We start from the raw sequence: 20223 nt of genomic DNA on the forward strand, positions 1-20223 counted from the left end.
GCCGGGCGGCGGCCCGCGGGGCCGCGGCGGGGCGCGCTAGGGGAGGCGGAGGGTGAACCAGACGGTCTTGCCGTTGCCGGAGGCGTGGTGGCCCCACTGGGCGGCGATCTGCTCGACGAGCCACATGCCGCGCCCGTTCTCGCTGTCGGGGCCGGCCTCGCCGCAGCGGGGCAGGTAGCCGCCCGGGTCGGTGACCTGGGCGACGAGGTGGCCCTCGCCCCGGCTCAGGACGAGCTGGATGCCCTGCGGCGTCCCGGGGACGTGCACGACGGCGTTGGTGACGAGCTCCGAGAGCAGGAGGGCCGCGTCGTCGGCGAGCTCGTGCAGGCCCCACTCGGCCAGCAGCGCCCGGGAGAACCGGCGGGCGGCCGCGACGGAGCGCTCCGTCGCCGGGAGGGAGAGGGCCTGGGTGGCGCGGCCGGGGGGCCGGGCGCCGGGCGGCAGGCCGGGGTGGGCATGCCGCCGGGAGAGCGGGCCGTGCATGCACAGCGGGATGTGGGGGCCCCAGGGAGCGGGAAGCTTCCGCGGGGAGGCGGCCCAGAGGGCGATCGCCGGGTCGGTGGCGCTGGTGAGGGCGTCAGCCGAATGCAAGGTGCTCGCGGTGTCGCGGCTGGTCGCATACATGTGGCTCACGTGCAATCGGGATAGCGCTCGCTGGCGCTGGATGTGGTTCCCCCCACAGTCGCCTGCTTTTCGCCAGAGGTCTATACCCACTTGGTCACGGTGTCCGTGCGGAGTGCGATCCCCGCAGGTCGGGGGCGGTGGGGGCGGCGCAAATTCGCGCCGCCCCGGTGAGCGGCGCCGCTAGTTTCTGGGGCACTCCTTCCAGGCCAGGTGGTAGATGGTGTTGAGGTCGCCGTCGGTGGAGTCCATCGTCATGAAGCTGGTGGTCTTGGACGGGTCGGAGGTGCCCGCGTTGACCCGCAGCTCCGTGTTGATGTTGAAGTTCCGCTTCTCGCCGCAAGGGGCCCAGACCAGCGCGGCCACGTCGACGCGGTCGGTGGCCTGCCAGTTGTCCGCGTAGTTGCCGCGGAAGGTGTGGCTGATGGGCGTGGTCACGGAGGACCCCTGGAAGTAGTACGAGGCCTTCTCCGTGCCGCTCGCCCCGGGCTCCAGCTTCGCGTAGCCGCGGTAGTCCGCGCTGGCGATGGCGTACGTGAAGCCCTGGGGGACGTGCACGATCAGGTTGAGCTGGCAGTTCTTGCGGAAGTCGGTCGGCTTGGACCCCACGCCCACCTGGGCGAGGTAGTCGCTGTAGGTGACCGTGAAGGCCGTGTTGTCGGGCGCGACGGCCACCGCGGCCGTGCCCGCGGGGCAACCGGAGCCGTTGACCGTGGCGATCTCGATCACGATCTTGTCCGGGGGCGGATTGACGATGATCGACGCGTCGTACGTGGATATCGGTGAGGCGAACAGTGCCGCGAGCGCGGCTCCTGCGATAAGGCCGCCGGGCATGGCTCTCCAATCGGTTGTCCTCGGAATGAGCGACTTCATTTCGGCCGGGATCCCGGAGGACGCCGGACCGGAATGGGTGGGAGCATGGTTCGGTTAGGACATGGACATGCCATGCCCTGCCTCCCAAGAACCCCTGGGGACGGGGAGCGTTCGAATGGTAGGAGGCGCCACCCGAGTGCGCCAGACTCCGCGTAGGACAACCGTTCCCCGGTTCCCGTCAGCCGGTGGAAGCCCAGGTGAGCGGGGCCGACGGACCGTCACAACCCCGCTGCGCCTGTAGACACATGCTCAATACAGGGAAAACGGCGGCACCGGGCCGCACCCGGAACCGTGAATTCACCCCGATTTTCCCGGCGCCCGCCGGCGCCCGCGGAAGCGTTCCGGAATTCGGGCGGGCGCCGGGCGTAACCCGGAAGGGCCTCAGGGCGTTCCCCTTAGCCCGGGAAAGGCCTGGCCGAGATGGACACAGAGCAGGGAGATGAGAACCGCGGCCGTGATCACACCGAGGCACCCCAGCACATCGCGCAGGGTGCTCGCCAGCGGGCCCAGCGGCTCCTGCGGGGCCGGCAGCGGCGCGGGCGGTACGGGTGCGGTGGGCGGGACGGCCGCGCGGTCCTCAGGTCTGGGCGGGCTGTGCATGGGGCGAACTCGTGCGCCGTGCGGTAGCGGGAGCCGGTCCGGGCGCGGCACCGGCGGCGGGCTGCTGCGCGCCGGCGCCGTACTGGGCGGCCTGGAGCTCGTACATCGACCGGTACAGGCCGCCCTCGACGGCCATCAGCTCCTCGTGCGTGCCCTTGCCCACCACCCGCCCGTGGTCGAGGACGTAGATGAGGTCGGCGGTGGCCGTCGCGGCGAGCCGGTGGGTGATCAGCAGGACGGTCGTGCCGTCGTCGGTCAGCGTCCGCAGCGACTGGAACGCCTCGGCCTCCGCGCGCGGGTCGAGGGCCGAGGTCGGCTCGTCGACGATCAGCAGGGGCGCGCGGCGGTAGCGCGCGCGGGCGCTGCCCAGGCGCTGCCACTGGCCGCCGGAGATCTGCGTGCCGCGCTCGAAGCCCTTGACCACGAGGCTGTCCCACTGGTGCGGCAGGGACGCGACGACGCCGGTGGCGCCGGACTCGGCGGCCGCGCGCTCGATGCGAGCCTGGTCCGGGGGCGTCCCGGGGCGGCCGATGTGCACGTTGGCGCGGGCGGTCATCGGCCAGCGGGGGAAGTCCTGGGAGAGGACGGACACGTGGTCGAAGAGCTGGTCGCGGTCGGCGTCGCGAATCTCGACGCCGTTCCAGTACAGGTGCCCGGAGGTGGGCAGGTAGAGCCCGGCGACCAGCTTGGACAGGGTGGTCTTGCCGGAGCCGTTCGCCCCGACCAGGGCGACGACCTTGCCGGGCGGGACGGTCAGACTCACGTCGCTGAGCGCGGCCGCCGGGGCGCCGGGGTAGACGAAGGTGACCTTCTCCAGCCGGATCTCCTTCACGCCGCACGGCAGCGGCGTGCCGCCCGCGGGGATGGCGTGGCGCTCGGCCTCCGCGCAGGCGCGCTCCAGGTCGCCGAGGTACATGGCCTCCTCGTAGAGGCGGTTGGTCTGGGTCACCAGCGCGGTGAGGCTCGCGCCGGCGGCCCGTACGGCGATGACCGCGGTGCCCGCGACGGCCAGCGGCATCCCGCCGGAGGCGAGCAGCAGCCACAGCACGCCGTAGACGGCGAGCGCACCGCCCCCCGAGAGGGCGGACGCGGCGCTGCACGTGACCGCCTCGGCGCGGGCGAGGCGCTGCTGCTCCTTCTCGACGGTGGCGGCCATGTCGTCGTAGGCGCCGACGAGCATGCGGCCGGCGCCGTGCACGCGGATCTCGGCGGCGGTGTCGTGGCCGGTGAGTGTGGAGGTGATGACGGAGATGGCGCGCCGGTGCTCGATCCAGGCGTGCCGGGAGGCGTACTGGCGGCGGGCGGTGACGACCGCGCCCCAGCCCTTGGGGGCCGCGACGAGGACGAGCATGAACACGAGCGAGGGGTGCAGCAGGGCGAGCACCCCGGCCGAAGCGGCCAGTCCCACGAGGGCGTTGACGACCGTGACGGAGGAGCCGATCATCAGGCGGACCGAGTCGGTGCCGAACCGGCCCGCGTCGAGGAGGCGGTGGAAGTCCTTGTCCTCCAGCACCGCGAGCTCGACGCGGACCGCACCGCGGTAGAAGCGGGCGGTGCACACCCGTTCCACCTTCGGCTCCAGCTGCCCGGCGGCCGCCAGGGAGACGGCCGAGAGCAGGGCGGTGGCGGCGGCGACGGACGTGACGGCGAGCAGCGAGGGCAGGGCTTCGCGCAGCCGGGCGGGGGTGGGGCCGGCGGTGAAGAGGGCGGTCAGGGCCCGGTTGGCGGCGACCAGCCCGAAGGCGCGCGTCAGGCCCTGGCCCAGCTCGGCGCCGAGCAGCGTGCACAGCGCCCGGGGGTCCTCGCGCCAGGCGGCCCGGGCGACGGTGGCGACCATGGCGGGCAGCTGCCGGGCCATCGCCCAGAAGGAGAGCCGCAGCAGCGGCCGTTCGTGGGTGACGAAGGCCTTGTCGGGCCGCAAGGCGCCGCCGAACAGCAGGAGTTCGCTCTCCGACACGGGGAACGTGCGCGGCGGCCGCCGCGCGAAGGGCGTCACCGTGGCTCCGGTGCGCGGTAGGCTCGCGGGCCGGTCGGGGGCGCGGTGGGTGGCGCGCCGCGGGACGCCGCGGGGGACGCGGGGCGGGACATGGAAGCCTCCTGGGGGCGGTGGGGCTGGCCGGCGGGTGCGGGCAGGAGGGCGCTGGTGCTTGGCGGCGAGACGCGTCGGTGAACCGATCCGTGCCAAGGGCATGGCCGAGAGACACGCCGGGGCTGCGGTACGCGGCGGCGTGCCGTGGGAGTCGGACTGAGGGTGGTGGACGGGACTCCGGCGGACGGCTGCTCGTCCGGTGCCGTCGGGGTGTCCGCGGCTTTCCGGTGCCCGTTTCCGGACAGGTAGGACTCTAACCGGCCCGGCCCGCGGGAGCGTTCGCCAACCCGCAGTTCCCCGCAGACTGTTCACTCGTTCAGGTATAAATCATCGCCGGTTCCCGGGAGTTGGTACAACGCGAGCCCGGACCCCACCGACGGGGTCCGGGCTCGCGGTCCCGCGCGGGGGCGCGGTCAGTCCTCGTGCGCCGCGGAGGGGAGCCGGCGCAGGTTCAGGGGCGTGTGCTTCTTGAAGGCGTAGTCGAGCATCTCGGCGGCGTCCGGGTAGCGGCTCGCGGCGTCGTTGAGGATGACGCCGACGACGCTCCGGCCGCCGCTCCGCGCGGCGAACACCAGGCAGGGGCCCGCGGCGGAGGTGGTCCCGGTCTTGACGCCGGTGACCCCGCCGTACGAGCCGAGCAGCTTGTTGGTGTTGTACCAGGTGTAGAGCCGGTTGACGTTCTTGGCCTTCTGCTGGGTGTTCAGCGCGCCGGTGACCGTGCGGAACGTGCTGTTGCGCAGCGCGTGCAGGGAGAGGACGGCCAGGTCCTGCGGGGTGGAGTAGTTCCGGCCCGCGGAGGAGATGCCGTCGAAGGAGTCGTAGTTGGTGCCGCCCAGCTTCAGCTGCCGGGCCTTGGCGTTCATCTTGGCGATGAACGACTTCGTGCGGGCCGCCTCGTCGGAGCCGGTGCCGAAGGCGTCGGCGAGGGCGTAGGCGGCGTCGCAGCCGGAGGGGAGCATCAGCGCGTAGAGCAGCTGACGTGCGGTCAGCTTGTCGCCGGTGCGGAGGTCGGCCGTGCTCGCCTCGGTCCGCTGGACGTAGTCGCGGTAGGACTGCTTGATCTCGATCTGCCGGTCGAGGTCCGCGCCCGGGGTGTCGAGGACGACCACCGCGGTCATGATCTTCGTGGTGCTGGCCATGGGCCGCCTGACCGTGGCCGCCTTGCCCCACAGGGAGCGCCCGGAGCGGGCGTCCATCAGGTAGGCGCCCTTGGCGCCGACCGAAGGGCCGGGCGCGGCCTGCGCGGCCGGTGCCGGGAGGGCGGCGGCGACCGCCGCGGCCGTCGCCGTCACCGTTGCCGCCAGGGGCGCTCCCCACGCTCCCCGGCGGCGGTCCTGCTCTCCCCCACGTCGCTGCATCAAGGCTCCATTCCTCGGGTGTCGGGTCGGGGCGAGCGGCATCGTCGCACCGGCCCGCGCGAGGGAAGAAATCCGAACCCCTCACGGGTGAACGGGACTTCAGATGCTGACGGGACGCGTGGAGGCGGGTGTGGTACGAGGAAGAGCCCGCCCGGGTGACCCGGGCGGGCTCTTCCTCTCAGTGCGGCGGTTCGGGGCGGCCGGTCGCGGGCCGCCGCTCAGCCTGCCGGCGCCGCCGTCCGCGCCTTCTCCCCCGGCGCCCCGGCCCGGGGGGCCAGAAGCCGCTCGGCGAAGCGGCCGAAGACGAGGCCGAAGCCCGTCCACAGCACGAGCTGGATGGCGAGGGACGACAGGCGGAACTTCCAGAGCAGGTCCGCCGGGAAGTCGTCGGGCAGTTCGTTGACCGAGGGCAGGAAGGCGTACGCGAGGCCGACCGCGGCCACGAAGGCCGCGCCCGCCGCGACGGTCGCGTTCCAGTTGCCCAGGCGGGGCGCGAGGCGCTTGCCGAGGATGACCGCGGCGACCGTCAGCAGGATGCTGAGCGCGATCATCAGGAAGAACAGCGCGGTGCGCTTGTCGAGGGAGTCGGGGTCGCCGACGGACGGCGGGTTCGCCGGGTACTTCAGGAACGGCACGACGTAGAGGGTGAGGAGCGCGCCCAGCGAGACCAGGGCGGCCGTCGCCCGGGGGCCGAAGCGGCCGATGCGGCCCAGCGCCGCGCAGAACACCAGCGAGGCGATGCCGCCCAGGGCGACGCCGTACACGAGGACGCCGGTGGCCAGGCCGGCCGTGGACTGCAGGGTGCGGCTGACCGGCTCGTCACCCCCGCCGTGGTCGTGGCTGTGCGCCTCCTCGAAGGCGATGGCGGAGTCCACATGGGGCTCGCCCAGCAGATAGGCGACGACGAGCGCCAGGACGCCGGCCGCGAGGCCCGCGAGCATGCCGCGGACGAGCAGGGCTCTGACGGAGATCGAGTTCACGGTGGTACCCCCGGCCGGTCGTCAGTGGCAGGGGAAGCCGAGCAGGTGGCGCCCGTCGTGGACCCACTCGTGCACGTTCTCTCCGGAGATGACGGAGGTGGCGCCCTGCTCGGCGCCGACGAAGTAGAGCAGGACGAGCATGAGGATGCCGGCGAAGAGCGCCCACGGGGCGATCTCCTTCAGCGAGATGGGCGCTACCGCGGGTATGGCGGTGGATGCGGCGGGGGCCGGAGCGGTGGACTGGGCCATGGCAGAACCTCCTGGGAAAACACGCGTCCCAATAGTCGGGGCCTAGGACGACAGTGCGGGGTCTGACTTCCCTGCGGACTTCCGCCGGGTACACAGTGGCGCGACCGTGCCGGGTTCTCACCGGACTTCCGTCACACCGTCGTCGTTGCCACGCGACCGTACCGCGCACCGGTGGACTGCGCCACGGCGTACGGATGCGCACCCCGGCGCGCGCCCCCGGCGGTGTCCGTGATCTGCTGATTCGCGGCGGGCACCGCCCGTTGACAGGCCCGCCGGCCAAGGGAGATGACGACTGCCATGACCGTCCGTGTGATGCTGATCTCACCCGCCGCGGCCGCCGCGCACGAGGCCCGGTTCGGGGACGACGGCCCGCTCGACGCGGCGGCGCTGCGCCGTACGCGGGCGGCCGGACCGCTGCCCGCGGCGGGCCGGGTGCTGACCGCGCCGTCCCCCCGCTGCCGGGAGACGGCGGCGGTCCTCGGCGCGGACGCCGCCGGGGACGAGCCCGCCCTCCGCGACCTCGACGCGGGGCGCTGGCGGGGCCGGGAGCTGATGGAGCTCGGCGCGTCCGAACCGGAAGCGCTCGCCGCCTGGTTGACGGACCCGGACGCGGCGCCGCACGGCGGCGAGTCGGTCCGCGACGTCATCGCCCGCGCCGGGGAGTGGCTGGACGGCCTGGAGGACGGCAGGGTGCTGGCCGTCGCGGCCCCGGCCGCCATCCGCGCCGCGGTGGTCCACGGCCTGGCGCTGCCGGCGCAGTCGTTCTGGCGCCTGGACGTCCAGCCCCTGTCCCTGACCGAACTGACGGGCCGCGGCGGCCGCTGGAACCTGCGCTGCGGGGTTCCGCTGGCGCGGGAGCACGACGGGACCCCGGGCGACCGAGCTCACCCCACCTCGCCTGCGGGAACACAAAGTTCTTAGGCTAGCCTTACCTTATGACTGTCTCGCAAGTGGGCCCCCCGGAGGTGCAGCCCGCCGGCCAACAGGCCCCGGCGGGGCGCGTGCACGGCAACCGGGCCGTCCTGACCGCCTCGGCCGCACTCGTGCTGGCGGTCCTCGTGCTGTCCGCCCTGTCGCTGTCCGTCGGGGCCGGCGAGGTCGGGGCCGGGGACGTGCTGGACTACGTCCTCGGCCGGCACGGAGCGCGGGACAGCTCCCGCCTGTCGCTGGTCGTGGGCGACCTGCGCCTCCCCCGCACGCTCACCGCGCTGGCCGTCGGCGCCGCCCTCGGCACGGCCGGCTGCCTGCTGCAGGCCGTCACCCGCAACCCCCTGGCCGAGACGGGCCTGCTCGGCGTCAACGCGGGCGCCTCGCTCGGCGTCGTCGTCGGCATCGCCTTCCTCGGCGTGCACAGCGGCTACGGCTATCTGCTGTGGGCGTTCGGGGGCGCCGTCCTCGCCAGCGCCCTGGTGCTGCTCATCGCGAACCGCCGCGGCGGCGGCTCCCCGATGCGCCTGGTGCTCGCCGGGTCCGCGCTGGGCGCCACCTTCGGCGGCATCACCAGCGTGCTCATCGTGAACTCCGCCGAGACCTACGACCGCTTCCGCTTCTGGGTCCTCGGCTCGCTCGCGGGCGTCGAGGGCTTCACCAAGCTGACGAGCCTCGCCCCCGTCCTCGCCGCCGGCTTCGTCGTGGCGCTCCTCATCGCCCGCCCGCTCTCCGCCCTCGCCCTCGGCGACGACCTCGCCAAGGGGCTGGGCCACCGGCCCGGCGTCATCCGCGTCGTGGTGGCCGTTGCCGTGACCCTGCTCACCGCCGCGTCGGTGGCGCTCGTCGGCCCCATCTCCTTCCTCGGCCTGCTCGCCGGATTCCTCGCACGGGCCGTCACCGGGCCCCGCCTGACGGCACAGCTCGTGCTCGCCGGCCTCATCGGCGCGGGCGTGCTCACCGGCTCCGACGTCCTGGCCCGCGTGGTCTCCCGACCGTTCGAGGCGCCCGTCTCCGTCATCATCGCGCTCTTCGGCGCCCCCGTCCTCATCGGCATCGTCCGCTCCCGCCGGATGGCCTCGATGGGCATGACCGACCCCGCCGCCGACGAGGGCCCCAAGGGCGGCCGCACGGCGCCCGTCCGGCTGCCGCTGCCCCGCAAGGGCGAGGGCGGCGGCGACAGCCTCGTCGTCCGCACCGGCTCCCTGTCGCTGCTCGTGCACCGCCGCGCCGCCGTCGCCGCGTTCGCCCTCGCCGCCGTGCTCGTCGGCGCCGTCGTGCTGTCCGCGTACGCCGGGCAGAGCGAGATGGGCCTGGGCCGCACGTTCAGCGCCGTCTTCGGGTCGGGCGACCGCTTCGACGTCCTGCTCGTCCAGAAGTTCCGGCTCGGCCGGATCGTGGCCGGGCTGGCCGCGGGCGCGGCCCTCGGGCTCGCCGGCTGCCTGACGCAGACCCTCGCCCGCAACCGGCTCGCCACGCCCGAGCTGCTCGGCGTCAACGACGGCGCCACTGCCGCCGTCCTGCTGTCGGCCACGCTCAGCGGCACGTTCGGCGCCTGGTGGGCCGGTCCGCTCGGCGCGCTCGCCGCCGTCCTCGTCGTCACCGCCGTGTCCGGGGGCCTCGGGCAGCGCGGCTACCGCGTCCTCGTCGTCGGCCTCGCCATGTCGGCGCTCGCCTCGGCGGTCACCCAGGTCGTGCTCTCGCGCCGCTCCCTGAACTCGGCCAGTTCGCTGTACGTGTGGACGTCCGGCAGCCTCAACGGCCGCAGCTACTCCGTGGCCGTTCCCGTCCTCATCGGCCTCGCGGTGCTCGTGCCGCTCGCCCTCGTCGTCGCCCGCCACCTCAACGTGCTGCGGTTCGACGACTCCACCGCCGCCTCGCTCGGTGTCGCGCCGGGGCGGGTGCGGCTGGTGTGCATGCTGCTCGCGGTCGGCCTCGCCGGCCTCGCGGTCGGCATCTGCGGCCCGGTCGGCTTCGTGGCCCTCGCCTCCCCCGTGATCGCGGGCCGGCTGGCGGGGCCGCTGCGGGTGCCGGTCGTCGGCTCGATGCTGGTCGGCGCCGCGCTCGTGGTCCTCGCGGACACGGTGGGGCGGGTCGCGCTGGACGGGGCGGAGATCCCGGTCGGCATCGTCACGACGGTTCTCGGCGGACCGTTCCTGCTGTGGGTGCTGCTGGGACGGTCGGCGGCGACGCGGGTGTAGCCCTCCCTCCCCCAGCCCCCTGGTTTCACCTGCTTGAGACAAGGAAGCCCATGGAATTGCAGAGCCCTGCCCTCCGCGAGCTCGCCCACGCCGTGCGCCACGGCATACCCGACGCCCTCGGCGTCTTCTGGCGGCACGCCGCCACCCGGGGCACGCCCCTCGTCGAACCCGACCCCGAAGGCGACCCCGCCCGGCGGCTCGTCACCTTCCTCTGGCGCGACGACGCCGCCCGGCCCGCCACGGACGTGCTGGCCCTCCTCCACACCGTCACCGACAAGGACCGGCACGCGAAGAACCTCGCGCCGCACCTGATGGAGAAGGTGCCCGGCACGGACGTGTGGGCCATCAGCCACCGGCTGCGGGCCGACCACCGGGCCTCGTACCAGTTCTTCGTCGCCCACGGCCCGCGCGAGGAGACGCTGCGCGCGGACCGCGGCTCCTGGCTGCGCGTCCTGGACACGGCGGTGCCCGACCCGCTCAGCACCCGCCCGCAGCTGCCCTCGCGCGACGGGCGCAACCCGTCCTCGGTGATGGAGCTCCCGGACGCGCCCGTCCAGGAGTGGGCCGCCCCGCGCCCCGGGACGCCGCGCGGTGAGCGCACCGAAGCCGTCGTCGACGGGCGGCGCGTCCACGTGCACCTGCCCGCCGGGCACCGGGCGGACGGCGGCCCGTACCCCGTCGTCGTGCTCCTGGACGGCGAGATGTGGGGGCCGGTCCTGGACTTCGGCACGGCGCTCGACAACCTGTACGCGGACGGGCGCCTCCCGGGGGCCGTCACGCTGATGGTGGACACCATGGGCCGCGCGCGCCGCGTTGCGGACCTCAGCTGCAGCGAGGAGTTCGTCGACTGGCTCGCGGACGTCCTGCTGCCGTGGGCCGCGCGGTCCTACGGGGCGGCGGACGACCCGGCGCGCACGGTCGTCGCGGGCCAGAGCGCGGGAGGGCTCACGGCCGCGTTCGCCGCGTTCCGGCGGCCGGAGCGGTTCGGCAACGCCCTGTCCCAGTCGGGCTCCTTCTGGTGGCCGGACGGCACGGAGTTCGACAGCGGCAGCGAGTGGCTGACCCGGCAGTTCGCGGTCGCCGAGCAGCGGCCGGTGCGGATCCGGCTGGAGGTCGGCCTGCAGGAGTGGATGCTCCTCCCGCAGAACCGGCACCTGCGCAACGTGCTGGAGGCCCGCGGCTACGACGTCGCCTACGACGAGTTCAACGGCGGGCACGACTACGCGTGCTGGCGCGGCGGGCTGGCCGGGGGGCTGGCCGCGCTGCTGGGCGGCTCCTGACGCGGACGTACAGCGGGCCGGGACCGACGCCGATGCGCCGGTCCCGGCCCGCTGTACGTCCAGGGACAGCCCCCGTCAGGCCGCGACGGCCTCTTCCTCCCGCGGCTCGTCGTCGAACGGCGGCGGCGCCGGCGCCTCCTTGGGCATCCGCAGCGCGGCGAACGCGCCGAGGGCGACCAGCCCGGCCGTGACCAGGATCGCCGCCCGGTACGGGCCGGGGTCCGTGTCCTGGCCGTGCGCGCCGCCGGAAGCGGCGATCACCGCGGCGGTCGCGGCGATGCCGAGCGCCCCGCCGAGCGTGCGCACGATGGTGAACAGGGCCATCGCCCCGCCCATGGCCGGCGGCGGGACGTCCGCGAACCCGGCGATCTGGACGGTCAGCACGGCCGTGCCGAGCACGAGGCCGACGCAGAACATCAGTCCGCGCACCGCCCACGCGCTCTCGGCCACGCCCGGCACGGCCAGCGCGGCGAAGACGCCCGTGGCCAGCAGCAGGGCGGGCACGGCGAGCAGCCGCGGGCCCAGCTTCGGCATCAGCCGGTCGGCGACCTGGGAGGCCAGCATCAGGCCGAGCGCCTCGGGGAAGACGCTCAGGCCCGCGTCCAGGGCCGAGGCCCCGAGCGCCGCCTGGTAGAGCAGCGGGAACGCGAAGAGGACGCCCATGAGGCCGGCCGAGGTGACCAGGGCGAGGACCGTGGCCGAGGCGAAGACCTTGTCGGCGAGCAGCCGCAGCTCCAGGAGCGGGTTCTCCGTCCGGAGCAGGTGCACGCAGCCGGCGACGAGCAGGACGAGCCCGAGCGGGCCCGCCACGACGACGGACGGCGAGGTCCAGCCGTGCGCGGGGCCGAAGCCGAGCGCGTAGGTGAGCAGGCCGAGCGCGGGGGTGGCGAGCAGGAAGCCCCTGAGGTCGAACCCGCCCTCCACGTCCTCCTTCTCCTCGCGCAGTCCCACGACGCCCAGCAGCACCGCGGCCGCGCCGATCGGCACGTTGACGAAGAACAGCCAGTGCCAGGAGAAGTGCTCGGTGAGGAAGCCGCCGAGCGGCGGGCCGAGGGCGGGCATCAGGGCCGTCGGCACGATGAGCACCTTCGACAGCTTCATCCGCTCGTGCGGCGGGAAGGCGCGGAAGAGCAGCGTCATGCCGACGGGAGTGAGCAGGCCGCCCGCGACGCCCTGCACGACGCGCGCGAGGACCAGCGCCGTGAGGCCCTGGGAGAGCCCGCAGGCGGCCGACGCCGCGGTGAAGACGGCGAGGGCGCCGAGGAAGACGCGTTTGGTGCCGAAGCGGTCGCCGAGCCAGCCCGCGACGGGCAGGGCGACGGCGAGCGCCACCAGGAAGGCCACCTCGACGGTGTTGGCGGCCGAGACCGGCTCGCCGAAGTCCCGGGCGATGGTGAGCAGCGCCGGATTGACGATGGTGGAGTCGAGGCCGTTCATGCACATCGCCGCCGTGTACACGATCACGACGGCGATGCGCGGGTTGATGCCCTTCACCCCTGGGCCGCCGGGGTCAGGTCGGTCCAGTGCTCGGTGATCCAGTCCACGGCCTGCTGCCGCTCACAGGGGCCGTGGACGGTGCTCCAGCCGTCCGGCACGGCGGCGAAACCCGGCCAGAGGCTGTGGCGGCCCTCGGCGTTGACGAGGACGAGAAAAGGACCGTCGCCGTCGAAGGGGTTGGCGGGTGCGTCGCTCATGGGGTCAGTTCTCCAGGTTCTGCAGGCGGTCGGCGATCACGCTCGCGATGTGCGCGATCGGCTCGGGCAGGGTCATGTCCTTGTGCGAGCAGGCGACGTCGGTGTTGTCGATGCGCCCGGTCACGTACGGGGTCCAGGTGTCGGGGGTGAGCTCGTCGTCGATGGTGTCGACGGTGGCGCGGAAGAAGAGCACGTCGCCGTCGTAGACGCGGTGGTCGAAGGCGCGCACCAGGAAGTTGGTGTTGAGGTAGGTGCGGTTGAGGGCCTCGATGGTGGCGTCGTCGAGGCTGGCGAGCGGGGAGCCCTCGCGGCGCAGCACCTCGGTGACGTGGGCGAGTTCGAAGGGCTTGCCCTCCAGGCTGTCGGGTCCGTAGCCGCCCATGGCGAGGAGTGCTTCGAGGGCCTCGGCCTGGTCGGGCACGGGCAGCTCGCGGAAGCCCTCGGCGGGGTAGGCGTCGAGGATGGTGAGCAGGGCGACTTCGTGGCCGAGGTCCTGCAGGCGGGTGGCCATGGCCTGGGCGATGATGCCGCCGGTGGACCAGCCGAGCAGGCGGTACGGGCCCTCCGGCTGGACTTCGCGGAGCCGGTCGACGTAGTGCGCGGCGAGCTCCTCCAGGGTCTTCGGCAGCGGCTCGGCGGCCGTGGCCGGGCCGACGCCCTGGGCCTGCAGGCCGTAGATGGGCACGTCGGCGGGGAGGTGGCGGATGAGGCCCGCGTAGCACCAGCTGAGGCCGCCGGCGGGGTGGACGCAGTACAGCGGCGCCTTGTCACCCTCGGCGGCCGGGCGCAGTGGCAGCAGGACGTCGAGGGCGTCCGTCTGCCGGGAGGCCTCGACGGCGGCGTCGAGGGCGGCGACGGTGGGCGCCTGGAAGATCGTGCCGATGCCGACGTCGGCGCCGAGGGCGTCCTTGACGCGTCCGGCGAGGCGGACGGCGAGGAGGGAGTGGCCGCCGAGGTCGAAGAAGTTGTCGTCGACGCCGACCCGGGGCAGGCCCAGCACGTCGGCGAAGATCGCGCAGAGCTGTTCCTCGCGGGGGCCGCGGGGGGCGCGGCCCTCGGTGACGGCGGAGGCGAGGTCCGGGGCGGGGAGGGCCTTGCGGTCGAGCTTGCCGTTGGCGGTGAGCGGCAGCCGGTCGAGGAGGACGACCGCGGACGGGACCATGTGGACGGGGAGTCCGCCGGCGGCGTGCTCGCGCAGTGCGGCCGGGGTGGTGTCGCGGGCGGGGACGGCGTAGGCGACGAGGCGCTTGTCGCCGGGGGTGTCCTCGCGGACGACGACGGCCGCGTCGGCGACGTCGGGGTGGTCGGCGAGGACGCCCTCGATCTCGCCGAGCTCGATGCGGAAGCCGCGGATCTTGACCTGGTGGTCGGCGCGGCCGAAGTAGTCGAGGTTGCCGTCGGGGCGGCGGCGGGCGAGGTCGCCGGAGCGGTACATGCGGGTGCCGCTCTCGCCGAAGAGGGCGGCGTACGGATCGGCAACGAAACGTTCCGCCGTGAGGGCGTGGCGGCCGAGGTAACCGCGGGCGAGGCCCTCGCCGGCGACGTACATCTCGCCGGTGACGCCGGGCGGCACGGGCTGCAGGTACGGGTCGAGGACGTAGACGCGCAGGTCGGGGATGTTGACGCCGATGGTGCTGGAGGCGCCGGCGGCGGCCTTCTCCCGGTCGAGGGCGATGTACGAGACGTGCACGGTCGTCTCGGTGATGCCGTACATGTTGACGAGGGTGGGCGCGTTCTCGTCGTGGCGCTCGTACCAGTCGGCGAGGCGGGCCAGTTCGAGGGCTTCGCCGCCGAAGACGACGTAGCGCAGGGCAAGTTCGCTGCCGGGGCGATCCTTGTCGGCGGCCATCAGCTGATAGAAGGCCGACGGCGTCTGGTTGAGCACCGTGACGGATTCCGCGGCGAGCAGGCGCAGGAACGCGGCCGGGTCGCGGCTGACGAGGTGGGGCACGACGACGAGGCGGCCGCCGTGCAGCAGGGCGCCCCACATCTCCCACACGGAGAAGTCGAAGGCGTAGGAGTGGAAGAGCGTCCAGACGTCGGTGTGGTCGAAGCCGAACCACTGGTCGGTGGCGGTGAAGAGCCGCACGACGTTGTGGTGGGTGACGGGCACGCCCTTGGGACGGCCGGTGGAGCCGGAGGTGTAGATGACGTAGGCGACGTCGTCCGGGCGCACGGGCCGGACGCGCTCCTCCGGGGTGAGGTCGCCGGTCGCGTGCGCCTCGGCCTCGGTGCCGTCGACGAGAACGACCGGCAGGTCGTGCGCCGGGATGCGGGCCGCGGTCGCGCTGTCGGTGACGACGGCGGCGGGGGCGGCGTCCTGGAGCATGTACGCCAGGCGGTCGGCCGGGTAGTCGGGGTCCATCGGGAGGTAGGCGGCGCCGGCCTTGGCGACGGCCAGCAGGCCGGTGACCAGCTCCAGGGAGCGGGGCAGGGCGAGGGCGACGATGGAGCCGGGGCCGATGCCGCGGGCGGCCAGCAGCCGGGCGAGGCGGTTGGCGCGGGCGGACAGCTCCGCGTAGTCCAGCGACGCGCCGTCGCAGGTGACGGCGGTGCGGTCCGGGTGGCGGCGGGCGGCGTCCTCGTAGAGCTCCACGAGGGTCTGCTTCGAGGGCGCGGGGGCCGGGGTGCCGGTGTTCCACTCCACCAGCAGCTGACGGCGCTCGTCGTCGCCGAGCAGCGGCAGCAGGCCGATCGGCGTGCCGGGGTCGGCGGCGGCAGCGGCCAGCAGGCGGGCCAGGTGGGCAGAGAGGCGCTCGGCGGTGGCGCGGTCGAAGAGGTCGGTGCGGAACTCCAGGAAGCCGGCGATGCCGCCGCCGGGCCGCTCCCCCGCGTTCAGGGTGAGGTCGAACTTGGCGGTGCCGGACGGGGTGGCCGCCATCGCGGCGGTCAGGCCCGGGCCCATGGCGAACGTCGCGTCGGGCAGGGACTGCCAGGCGAGCATCACCTGGAAGAGGGGGTGCCGGGCGAGCGAGCGCGGCGGGTTGAGCTCCTCGACGAGCCGGTCGAAGGGCAGGTCGCCGTTCTCGTACGCGCCGAGGGTGGCGGTGCGGACGCGGCCGAGGAGGGTGCGGAAGTCCGGGTCGCCGGAGGTGTCCGCGCGCAGCACGAGGGTGTTGACGAAGAAGCCGACGAGGCCGGCCGTCGCGTCGTCGTCGCGCCCGGCGACGGGGGTGCCCAGGGGGATGTCGGTGCCGCAGCCGTAGCGGGTCAGGAGGGCCGCGAGGGCGGCCTGGACGACCATGAAGACGCTGGTGCCGGTGGTGCGGGCGAGCGCCTCGACGGCGGCGTGCGCGTCGGCCCCGAGGTGGAAGGGGACGGTGTCGCCCGCGTACGAGGCGACGGCGGGGCGCGGCCGGTCGGTGGGGAGTTCGAGCTGGTCGGGCAGGCCGGCGAGGGCCTGCTTCCAGTGCTCCAGCTGGCGGGCGGCGAGCGCGGTGGGGGCGTCGGCGGTGCCGAGGAGCTGCTGCTGCCAGGCGGTGTGGTCGGCGTACTGGACGGGCAGGGGCGCGAGTTCGGGCGCGCGGCCGGCGGCACGCGCGGTGTAGGCGGCGGCGAGGTCACGGGCCAGCGGCGTGGTGGAGGCGCCGTCGCCGGCGATGTGGTGCAGGAGGAGGAGCAGGGTGTGCTCGGTCCCGCCGTCGCTGAACAGCGTGACCCGCAGCGGGGGTTCGGCCGCGAGGTCGAAGCAGTGCCGGACGGCGGCGGTGACGTCGGCCGTCAGCGGGGCGGTGTGCAGCTCGGGGTACGCCTCGGCCGCCGTGAGGATCCGCTGGTAGGGCTCGTTGTCAGTGGCCGGGTATACGGTCCGGAGTGTTTCGTGACGCTCGGTGAGGTCGCGCAGGGCCAGGCGGAGTGCGTCCTGGTCGAGCGGGCCGGTGAGGGTGAGGAGCAGGGGGATGTTGTACGTGGGGCTGGGGCCTTCGAGCCGGTGCATGAACCACAGCCGCTTCTGGGCCGGGGAGAGCGGCATCCGCTCGGTGCGGGGCGCGGGCACGAGGGCGGGGCGCTCGTCCACGGGGGCGGGCGTCGCGGAGGTGCTCTCCAGAAGGGCGGCGAGGGCCGCCGGGGTGGGGTTGCGGAAGACGTCGGCGAGGCCGAAGCCCTCGTCGAGGGCCTCGCGGATGCGGGCGGCGAGGCGGCCGGCGAGCAGCGAGTGGCCGCCCAGCGCGAAGAAGTCGGCGTCGGGGGAGGCCGGGGCGTCCAGGCCGAGCACGTCCTGGAAGAGGCCGCAGAGCGCGGCTTCCCGCGGGGTGCGGGGCTCGCGGGCGGCCGGGCCCGCGGTGGGCTCCGGGTCGGGCAGGGCGCGGTGGTCGAGCTTGTCGTTGGCGGTGCGGGGCAGGGCGTCCAGGGCGAGGATCGCGGCGGGCACCATATGGGCGGGCAGCTGCCCGGCGAGGTGGGTGCGCAGGGCCTCGGTGTCGAGCGCGGCCGGGTCGCCCTCGGCGGGGACGGCGTAGCCGAGGAGGCGCTTGCCGTGCGCGGTGTCGCGGGCGATGACCGCGGCCTGGGAGACGGCGGGGTGGGCGGCCAGCGCGGCCTGGATCTCGCCCGGTTCGATGCGGAAGCCGCGGATCTTGACCTGGTCGTCGGCGCGGCCGAGGAATTCGAGGGTGCCGTCGGGGCGGCGGCGCACGAGGTCGCCGGTGCGGTACATGGCGGCGCCCGGGTCGCCGTGGAGGGCGCCGAAGGGGTCGGCGGTGAAGCGCTCGGCGGTGAGGTCGGGGCGGCCGAGGTAGCCGCGGGCCAGGCAGGCGCCGGCGATGTACAGCTCGCCGGTGACGCCGTCGGGCGCCGGGCGCAGCGAGTTGTCGAGGACGTAGGCGCGCGAGCCGCGGACGGGGCTGCCCTGCGGGGTGCCGTCCTCGCCGGGCAGCCAGTAGTAGGCGTCGACGGTGGTCTCGGTGGGGCCGTAGAGGTTGACGGGGCCCACGCCCTCGGCGCCGGCGAGGCGGCGCCAGAGCGGGTCGGGCACGGTCTCGCCGCCCACGACGACGACGGCCGGGCGGTGCCGGCCCACATCCAGCAGGCCCTCGGCGAGGAGGGCTTCGGCGTAGGAGGGGGTGACGTCGAGGTAGTCGAGGCGCTCGTCGTGGACGTAGGCGGCGAGGGCGGCGGGGTCGCGGTAGCCGGCGTCGTCCAGCAGGTGCAGCTCGTGGCCGTGGACGAGCCAGATCAGCGGGTCCCAGGAGGCGTCGAAGGCGAAGGAGGCGCTGTGGCCGATGCGCAGGCGGTCGCGGCCGGTGCGGGCGGTGGCGCGGGCGATGTGGTCGCTGCCGTGCCCGGCGTGGAGGTTGGCCAGTGAGGCGTGGGTGACGACGACGCCCTTGGGGCGGCCGGTGGAGCCGGAGGTGTGGATGATGTACGCGTCCTGGCGGAGCGCGGGCGCGGCCGGTGCGGTGGCCGGGCGGGCGTCGATGCGGGCGCGGGTCTCCGGGTCGTCCAGGAGCAGGACGGGGACGTCGTGCGGGGGCAGTCCGCGGACGGCGCCGACGGTGCCGACGAGGCAGCCGGGGCGCGCGTCGTCGAGGACGGCGGTGAGGCGCTGGGCGGGGTGGCCGAGGTCGAGCGGCTGGCACACGCCGCCCGCCTTGAGGACCGCGAGCAGGGCGACGACGGTCGAGGCGCTGCGGGGCAGGGCCAGGGCGACGGCGGTGCCGGGCGTGATGCCGGCGGCCGCGAGTTCGTGGGCGAGGCGGTTGGCCGCGGCCTCCAGCCCGGCGAAGGTGAGGGTCTCGCCGGCGCTGCGGACGGCGGTGGCGTCCGGGGTGCGGGCGGCCTGCGCGGAGAAGAGCTCGGGCAGGGTGTGCTCGGCGGGCGGCTCGCCGCGGCCTGCGGTGGCCCGGCGGATCGCGTCGGCGTCCAGCAGGTCGAGGGTGCCGACGGGCCGCTCCGGGTCCTCCAGGAGGAGGGTGGTGAGCGCGTCGAGGTAGCGCCGGAAGGCCTGTTCGTGGGCGGCGAGGTCCTCGGCGGTGTAGCGGCCGGGGTTGGCGTCGAGGCCGAGGATCAGGGAGTCGCCGGGGCCGGGGACGACGGTGACGGCGAGGTCGTCGACGGGGCCGGCGGCGAGGTTGCGGACGGTGCCGGGCAGGCCCGCGAAGTCCAGGCCGCCGTCCTCGAACGGCTTGATGTTGACCATCGGGCCGAACAGCGGCCGGTCGCTGCCGGCGAGCCCGAGGTCGCGGCGCAGGTCCTCCAGGCGGTAGCGCTGGTGGCGGCCGGCGGCGCGCACTTCGAGGACGACGCGGCGCACGAGTTCGGCGCCGGTGTCGTGGGGCCGGACGGCGAGGCGCAGCGGCATGACGTTGACGGTCATGGCAGGGGTGCGCAGGGCGGCGCGGCTGCGCCGGTTCTTCAGCGGCAGGCCCAGGAGCACGTCCTGGGCGCCGGATATGCGGTGCACGTAGCCGGCGGTGGCGGCCATGACGAGCTCGGCCCACGTGGCGCCCTTGGCGGCGGCCGCGGCCTTCTCCAGGCGGGTGCGGGTGCCCGCGGGGAGCGCGGCGGTGCGGCGCAGGACCGTCGTCGCGGGGGCGGCGGGGCGGGAGGAGAGGGAGGCGGGCTCGGGCCGGTCGGCGAGCCGGGCGCGCCAGAAGTCGCCGTCGGTGGCGTGCTGGGCGCTCGCGCGGTAGTCGGCTTCCTCGTCGGTGAGTTCGCGCAGGGGGGCGAAGTCCGCCGCGGCGGGCTCCTCGCCGGCGGCCAGCGCGGTGTAGACCTCGGCGACGCGGCGGCCGATGAGGGTCAGGGCGTACGCGTCGACGGCGAAGTGGTGGACGCGCTGGTACCACCAGTGCAGTCCGTCGTCGATGCGGAAGAGGGCCTGGGTGACGAGCGGGCCGCGGGTGAGGTCCACGGGGCGGTCCAGGTCGGTGCGCATCCAGGCCTCGGCCTCGGCCCAGGGGTCGCCGGAGGTGCGCAGGTCGATCCGGTGGAGCGTCAGTTCCCCGTCCGCGGCGAGGCGCTGGGCGGGGACGGCGTCCTCGTCGGCGGGGCCGGCCGGGACGGCGAGGAGGGAGAGGGTCTGCGCCTCGGCGGCGGTGCGGAGCAGGGCGCGTTCGAAGAGCTCCGCGTCCAGGGGGCCCCGGATCTCCACGCAGTCGCCCGTGTTGTAGACGGGGTTGTCAGGGGCGAGTTCCTGGGCGTACAGGATTCCGGCCTGGGCGGCGAGCAGGGGAAGCTCGGCCTGATCGGTCTCGGCCTCGTGGTGACGCATGGCGTGGGGACTCCCGTTGTAGGACAGCGATCTGGCCACACCGGTACCCCCCGGTATGTCAGCTTAGGTAAGCCTAAGCTATTTTCTGCCTATCCGTGAGAGTCTCCCACCCCAGCGTGCGGATCGAACAGGAGCATC

12 protein-coding genes are annotated in these 20223 nt (G+C 74.5%); 3 read left to right on the top strand and 9 right to left on the bottom strand.

Annotated elements, in window-relative coordinates; genetic code table 11:
* Positions 1 to 36: 36 nt before the first annotated feature.
* The 6 genes from B7P34_RS02820 to B7P34_RS02850 all read right to left on the bottom strand — a co-directional run bounded on the left by B7P34_RS02820 (position 37) and on the right by B7P34_RS02850 (position 6770).
* Positions 37 to 624: an ATP-binding protein gene (locus tag B7P34_RS02820; RefSeq protein ID WP_106674151.1), complete on the bottom strand. Its 588-nt coding sequence runs from the start codon at positions 622 to 624 to the stop codon at positions 37 to 39.
* A 180-nt stretch (positions 625 to 804) separates the two neighbouring features.
* Entirely contained in the window at positions 805 to 1455 is a 651-nt protein-coding gene (locus B7P34_RS02825; protein ID WP_106674152.1) for a DUF4360 domain-containing protein, read from the bottom strand.
* 616 nt (positions 1456 to 2071) lie between these two features.
* Complete coding sequence (locus B7P34_RS02835; RefSeq protein ID WP_106674154.1) at positions 2072 to 4090, bottom strand: ABC transporter ATP-binding protein; 2019 nt, start codon at positions 4088 to 4090, stop codon at positions 2072 to 2074.
* Positions 4091 to 4596: 506 nt separating this feature from the next.
* Positions 4597 to 5541: a D-alanyl-D-alanine carboxypeptidase family protein gene (locus B7P34_RS02840; RefSeq protein WP_106674155.1), complete on the bottom strand. Its 945-nt coding sequence runs from the start codon at positions 5539 to 5541 to the stop codon at positions 4597 to 4599.
* 218 nt (positions 5542 to 5759) lie between these two features.
* A complete protein-coding gene (locus tag B7P34_RS02845; protein ID WP_106674156.1) occupies positions 5760 to 6521 on the bottom strand; it encodes a CbtA family protein in 762 nt (253 codons plus the stop codon).
* A 21-nt stretch (positions 6522 to 6542) separates the two neighbouring features.
* Complete coding sequence (locus B7P34_RS02850) at positions 6543 to 6770, bottom strand: CbtB domain-containing protein (protein ID WP_106674157.1); 228 nt, start codon at positions 6768 to 6770, stop codon at positions 6543 to 6545.
* 297 nt (positions 6771 to 7067) lie between these two features.
* Here B7P34_RS02850 and B7P34_RS02855 point away from each other — a divergent pair, with 297 nt between their 5' ends.
* Genes B7P34_RS02855 through fes form a run of 3 tightly spaced genes read left to right on the top strand, consistent with a single transcriptional unit; the run spans position 7068 to position 11178 of the window.
* Positions 7068 to 7691 carry a histidine phosphatase family protein gene (locus tag B7P34_RS02855; RefSeq protein WP_106674158.1) on the top strand — a complete coding sequence of 208 codons (624 nt, stop codon included), beginning with the start codon at positions 7068 to 7070 and terminating at the stop codon, positions 7689 to 7691.
* 14 nt (positions 7692 to 7705) lie between these two features.
* Positions 7706 to 9898: a Fe(3+)-hydroxamate ABC transporter permease FhuB gene (gene fhuB, locus B7P34_RS02860; RefSeq protein WP_106674159.1), complete on the top strand. Its 2193-nt coding sequence runs from the start codon at positions 7706 to 7708 to the stop codon at positions 9896 to 9898.
* Positions 9899 to 9948: 50 nt separating this feature from the next.
* Entirely contained in the window at positions 9949 to 11178 is a 1230-nt protein-coding gene (fes, locus tag B7P34_RS02865; protein ID WP_106674160.1) for an enterochelin esterase, read from the top strand.
* A 75-nt stretch (positions 11179 to 11253) separates the two neighbouring features.
* Here fes and B7P34_RS02870 read toward each other — a convergent pair whose 3' ends face one another.
* Genes B7P34_RS02870 through B7P34_RS02880 form a run of 3 tightly spaced genes read right to left on the bottom strand, consistent with a single transcriptional unit; the run spans position 11254 to position 20085 of the window.
* Positions 11254 to 12672, bottom strand: coding sequence for a DHA2 family efflux MFS transporter permease subunit (locus B7P34_RS02870; protein WP_223267430.1), 1419 nt, complete (start codon positions 12670 to 12672; stop codon positions 11254 to 11256).
* Positions 12669 to 12872: an MbtH family protein gene (locus tag B7P34_RS02875; RefSeq protein ID WP_106674161.1), complete on the bottom strand. Its 204-nt coding sequence runs from the start codon at positions 12870 to 12872 to the stop codon at positions 12669 to 12671. The genes B7P34_RS02870 and B7P34_RS02875 overlap by 4 nt, the downstream gene beginning before the upstream one ends.
* 4 nt (positions 12873 to 12876) lie before the next feature.
* Entirely contained in the window at positions 12877 to 20085 is a 7209-nt protein-coding gene (locus B7P34_RS02880; protein ID WP_106674162.1) for an amino acid adenylation domain-containing protein, read from the bottom strand.
* Positions 20086 to 20223 lie beyond the last annotated feature (138 nt).

This window comes from Streptosporangium nondiastaticum (assembly GCF_003011965.1).
GTDB lineage: Bacteria > Actinomycetota > Actinomycetes > Streptomycetales > Streptomycetaceae > Streptomyces > Streptomyces nondiastaticus.

Excerpts from the sequence above, each read along its gene's own strand:
- B7P34_RS02825 (WP_106674152.1), bottom strand. The coding sequence starts at position 1,455 with ATGCCCGGCGGCCTTATCGCAGGAGCCGCGCTCGCGGCACTGTTCGCC.
- fhuB (WP_106674159.1), top strand. The coding sequence starts at position 7,706 with ATGACTGTCTCGCAAGTGGGCCCCCCGGAGGTGCAGCCCGCCGGCCAA.
- B7P34_RS02850 (WP_106674157.1), bottom strand. The coding sequence starts at position 6,770 with ATGGCCCAGTCCACCGCTCCGGCCCCCGCCGCATCCACCGCCATACCC.
- B7P34_RS02820 (WP_106674151.1), bottom strand. The coding sequence starts at position 624 with ATGTATGCGACCAGCCGCGACACCGCGAGCACCTTGCATTCGGCTGAC.
- fes (WP_106674160.1), top strand. The coding sequence starts at position 9,949 with ATGGAATTGCAGAGCCCTGCCCTCCGCGAGCTCGCCCACGCCGTGCGC.
- B7P34_RS02875 (WP_106674161.1), bottom strand. The coding sequence starts at position 12,872 with ATGAGCGACGCACCCGCCAACCCCTTCGACGGCGACGGTCCTTTTCTC.
- B7P34_RS02840 (WP_106674155.1), bottom strand. The coding sequence starts at position 5,541 with ATGCAGCGACGTGGGGGAGAGCAGGACCGCCGCCGGGGAGCGTGGGGA.
- B7P34_RS02855 (WP_106674158.1), top strand. The coding sequence starts at position 7,068 with ATGACCGTCCGTGTGATGCTGATCTCACCCGCCGCGGCCGCCGCGCAC.
- B7P34_RS02880 (WP_106674162.1), bottom strand. The coding sequence starts at position 20,085 with ATGCGTCACCACGAGGCCGAGACCGATCAGGCCGAGCTTCCCCTGCTC.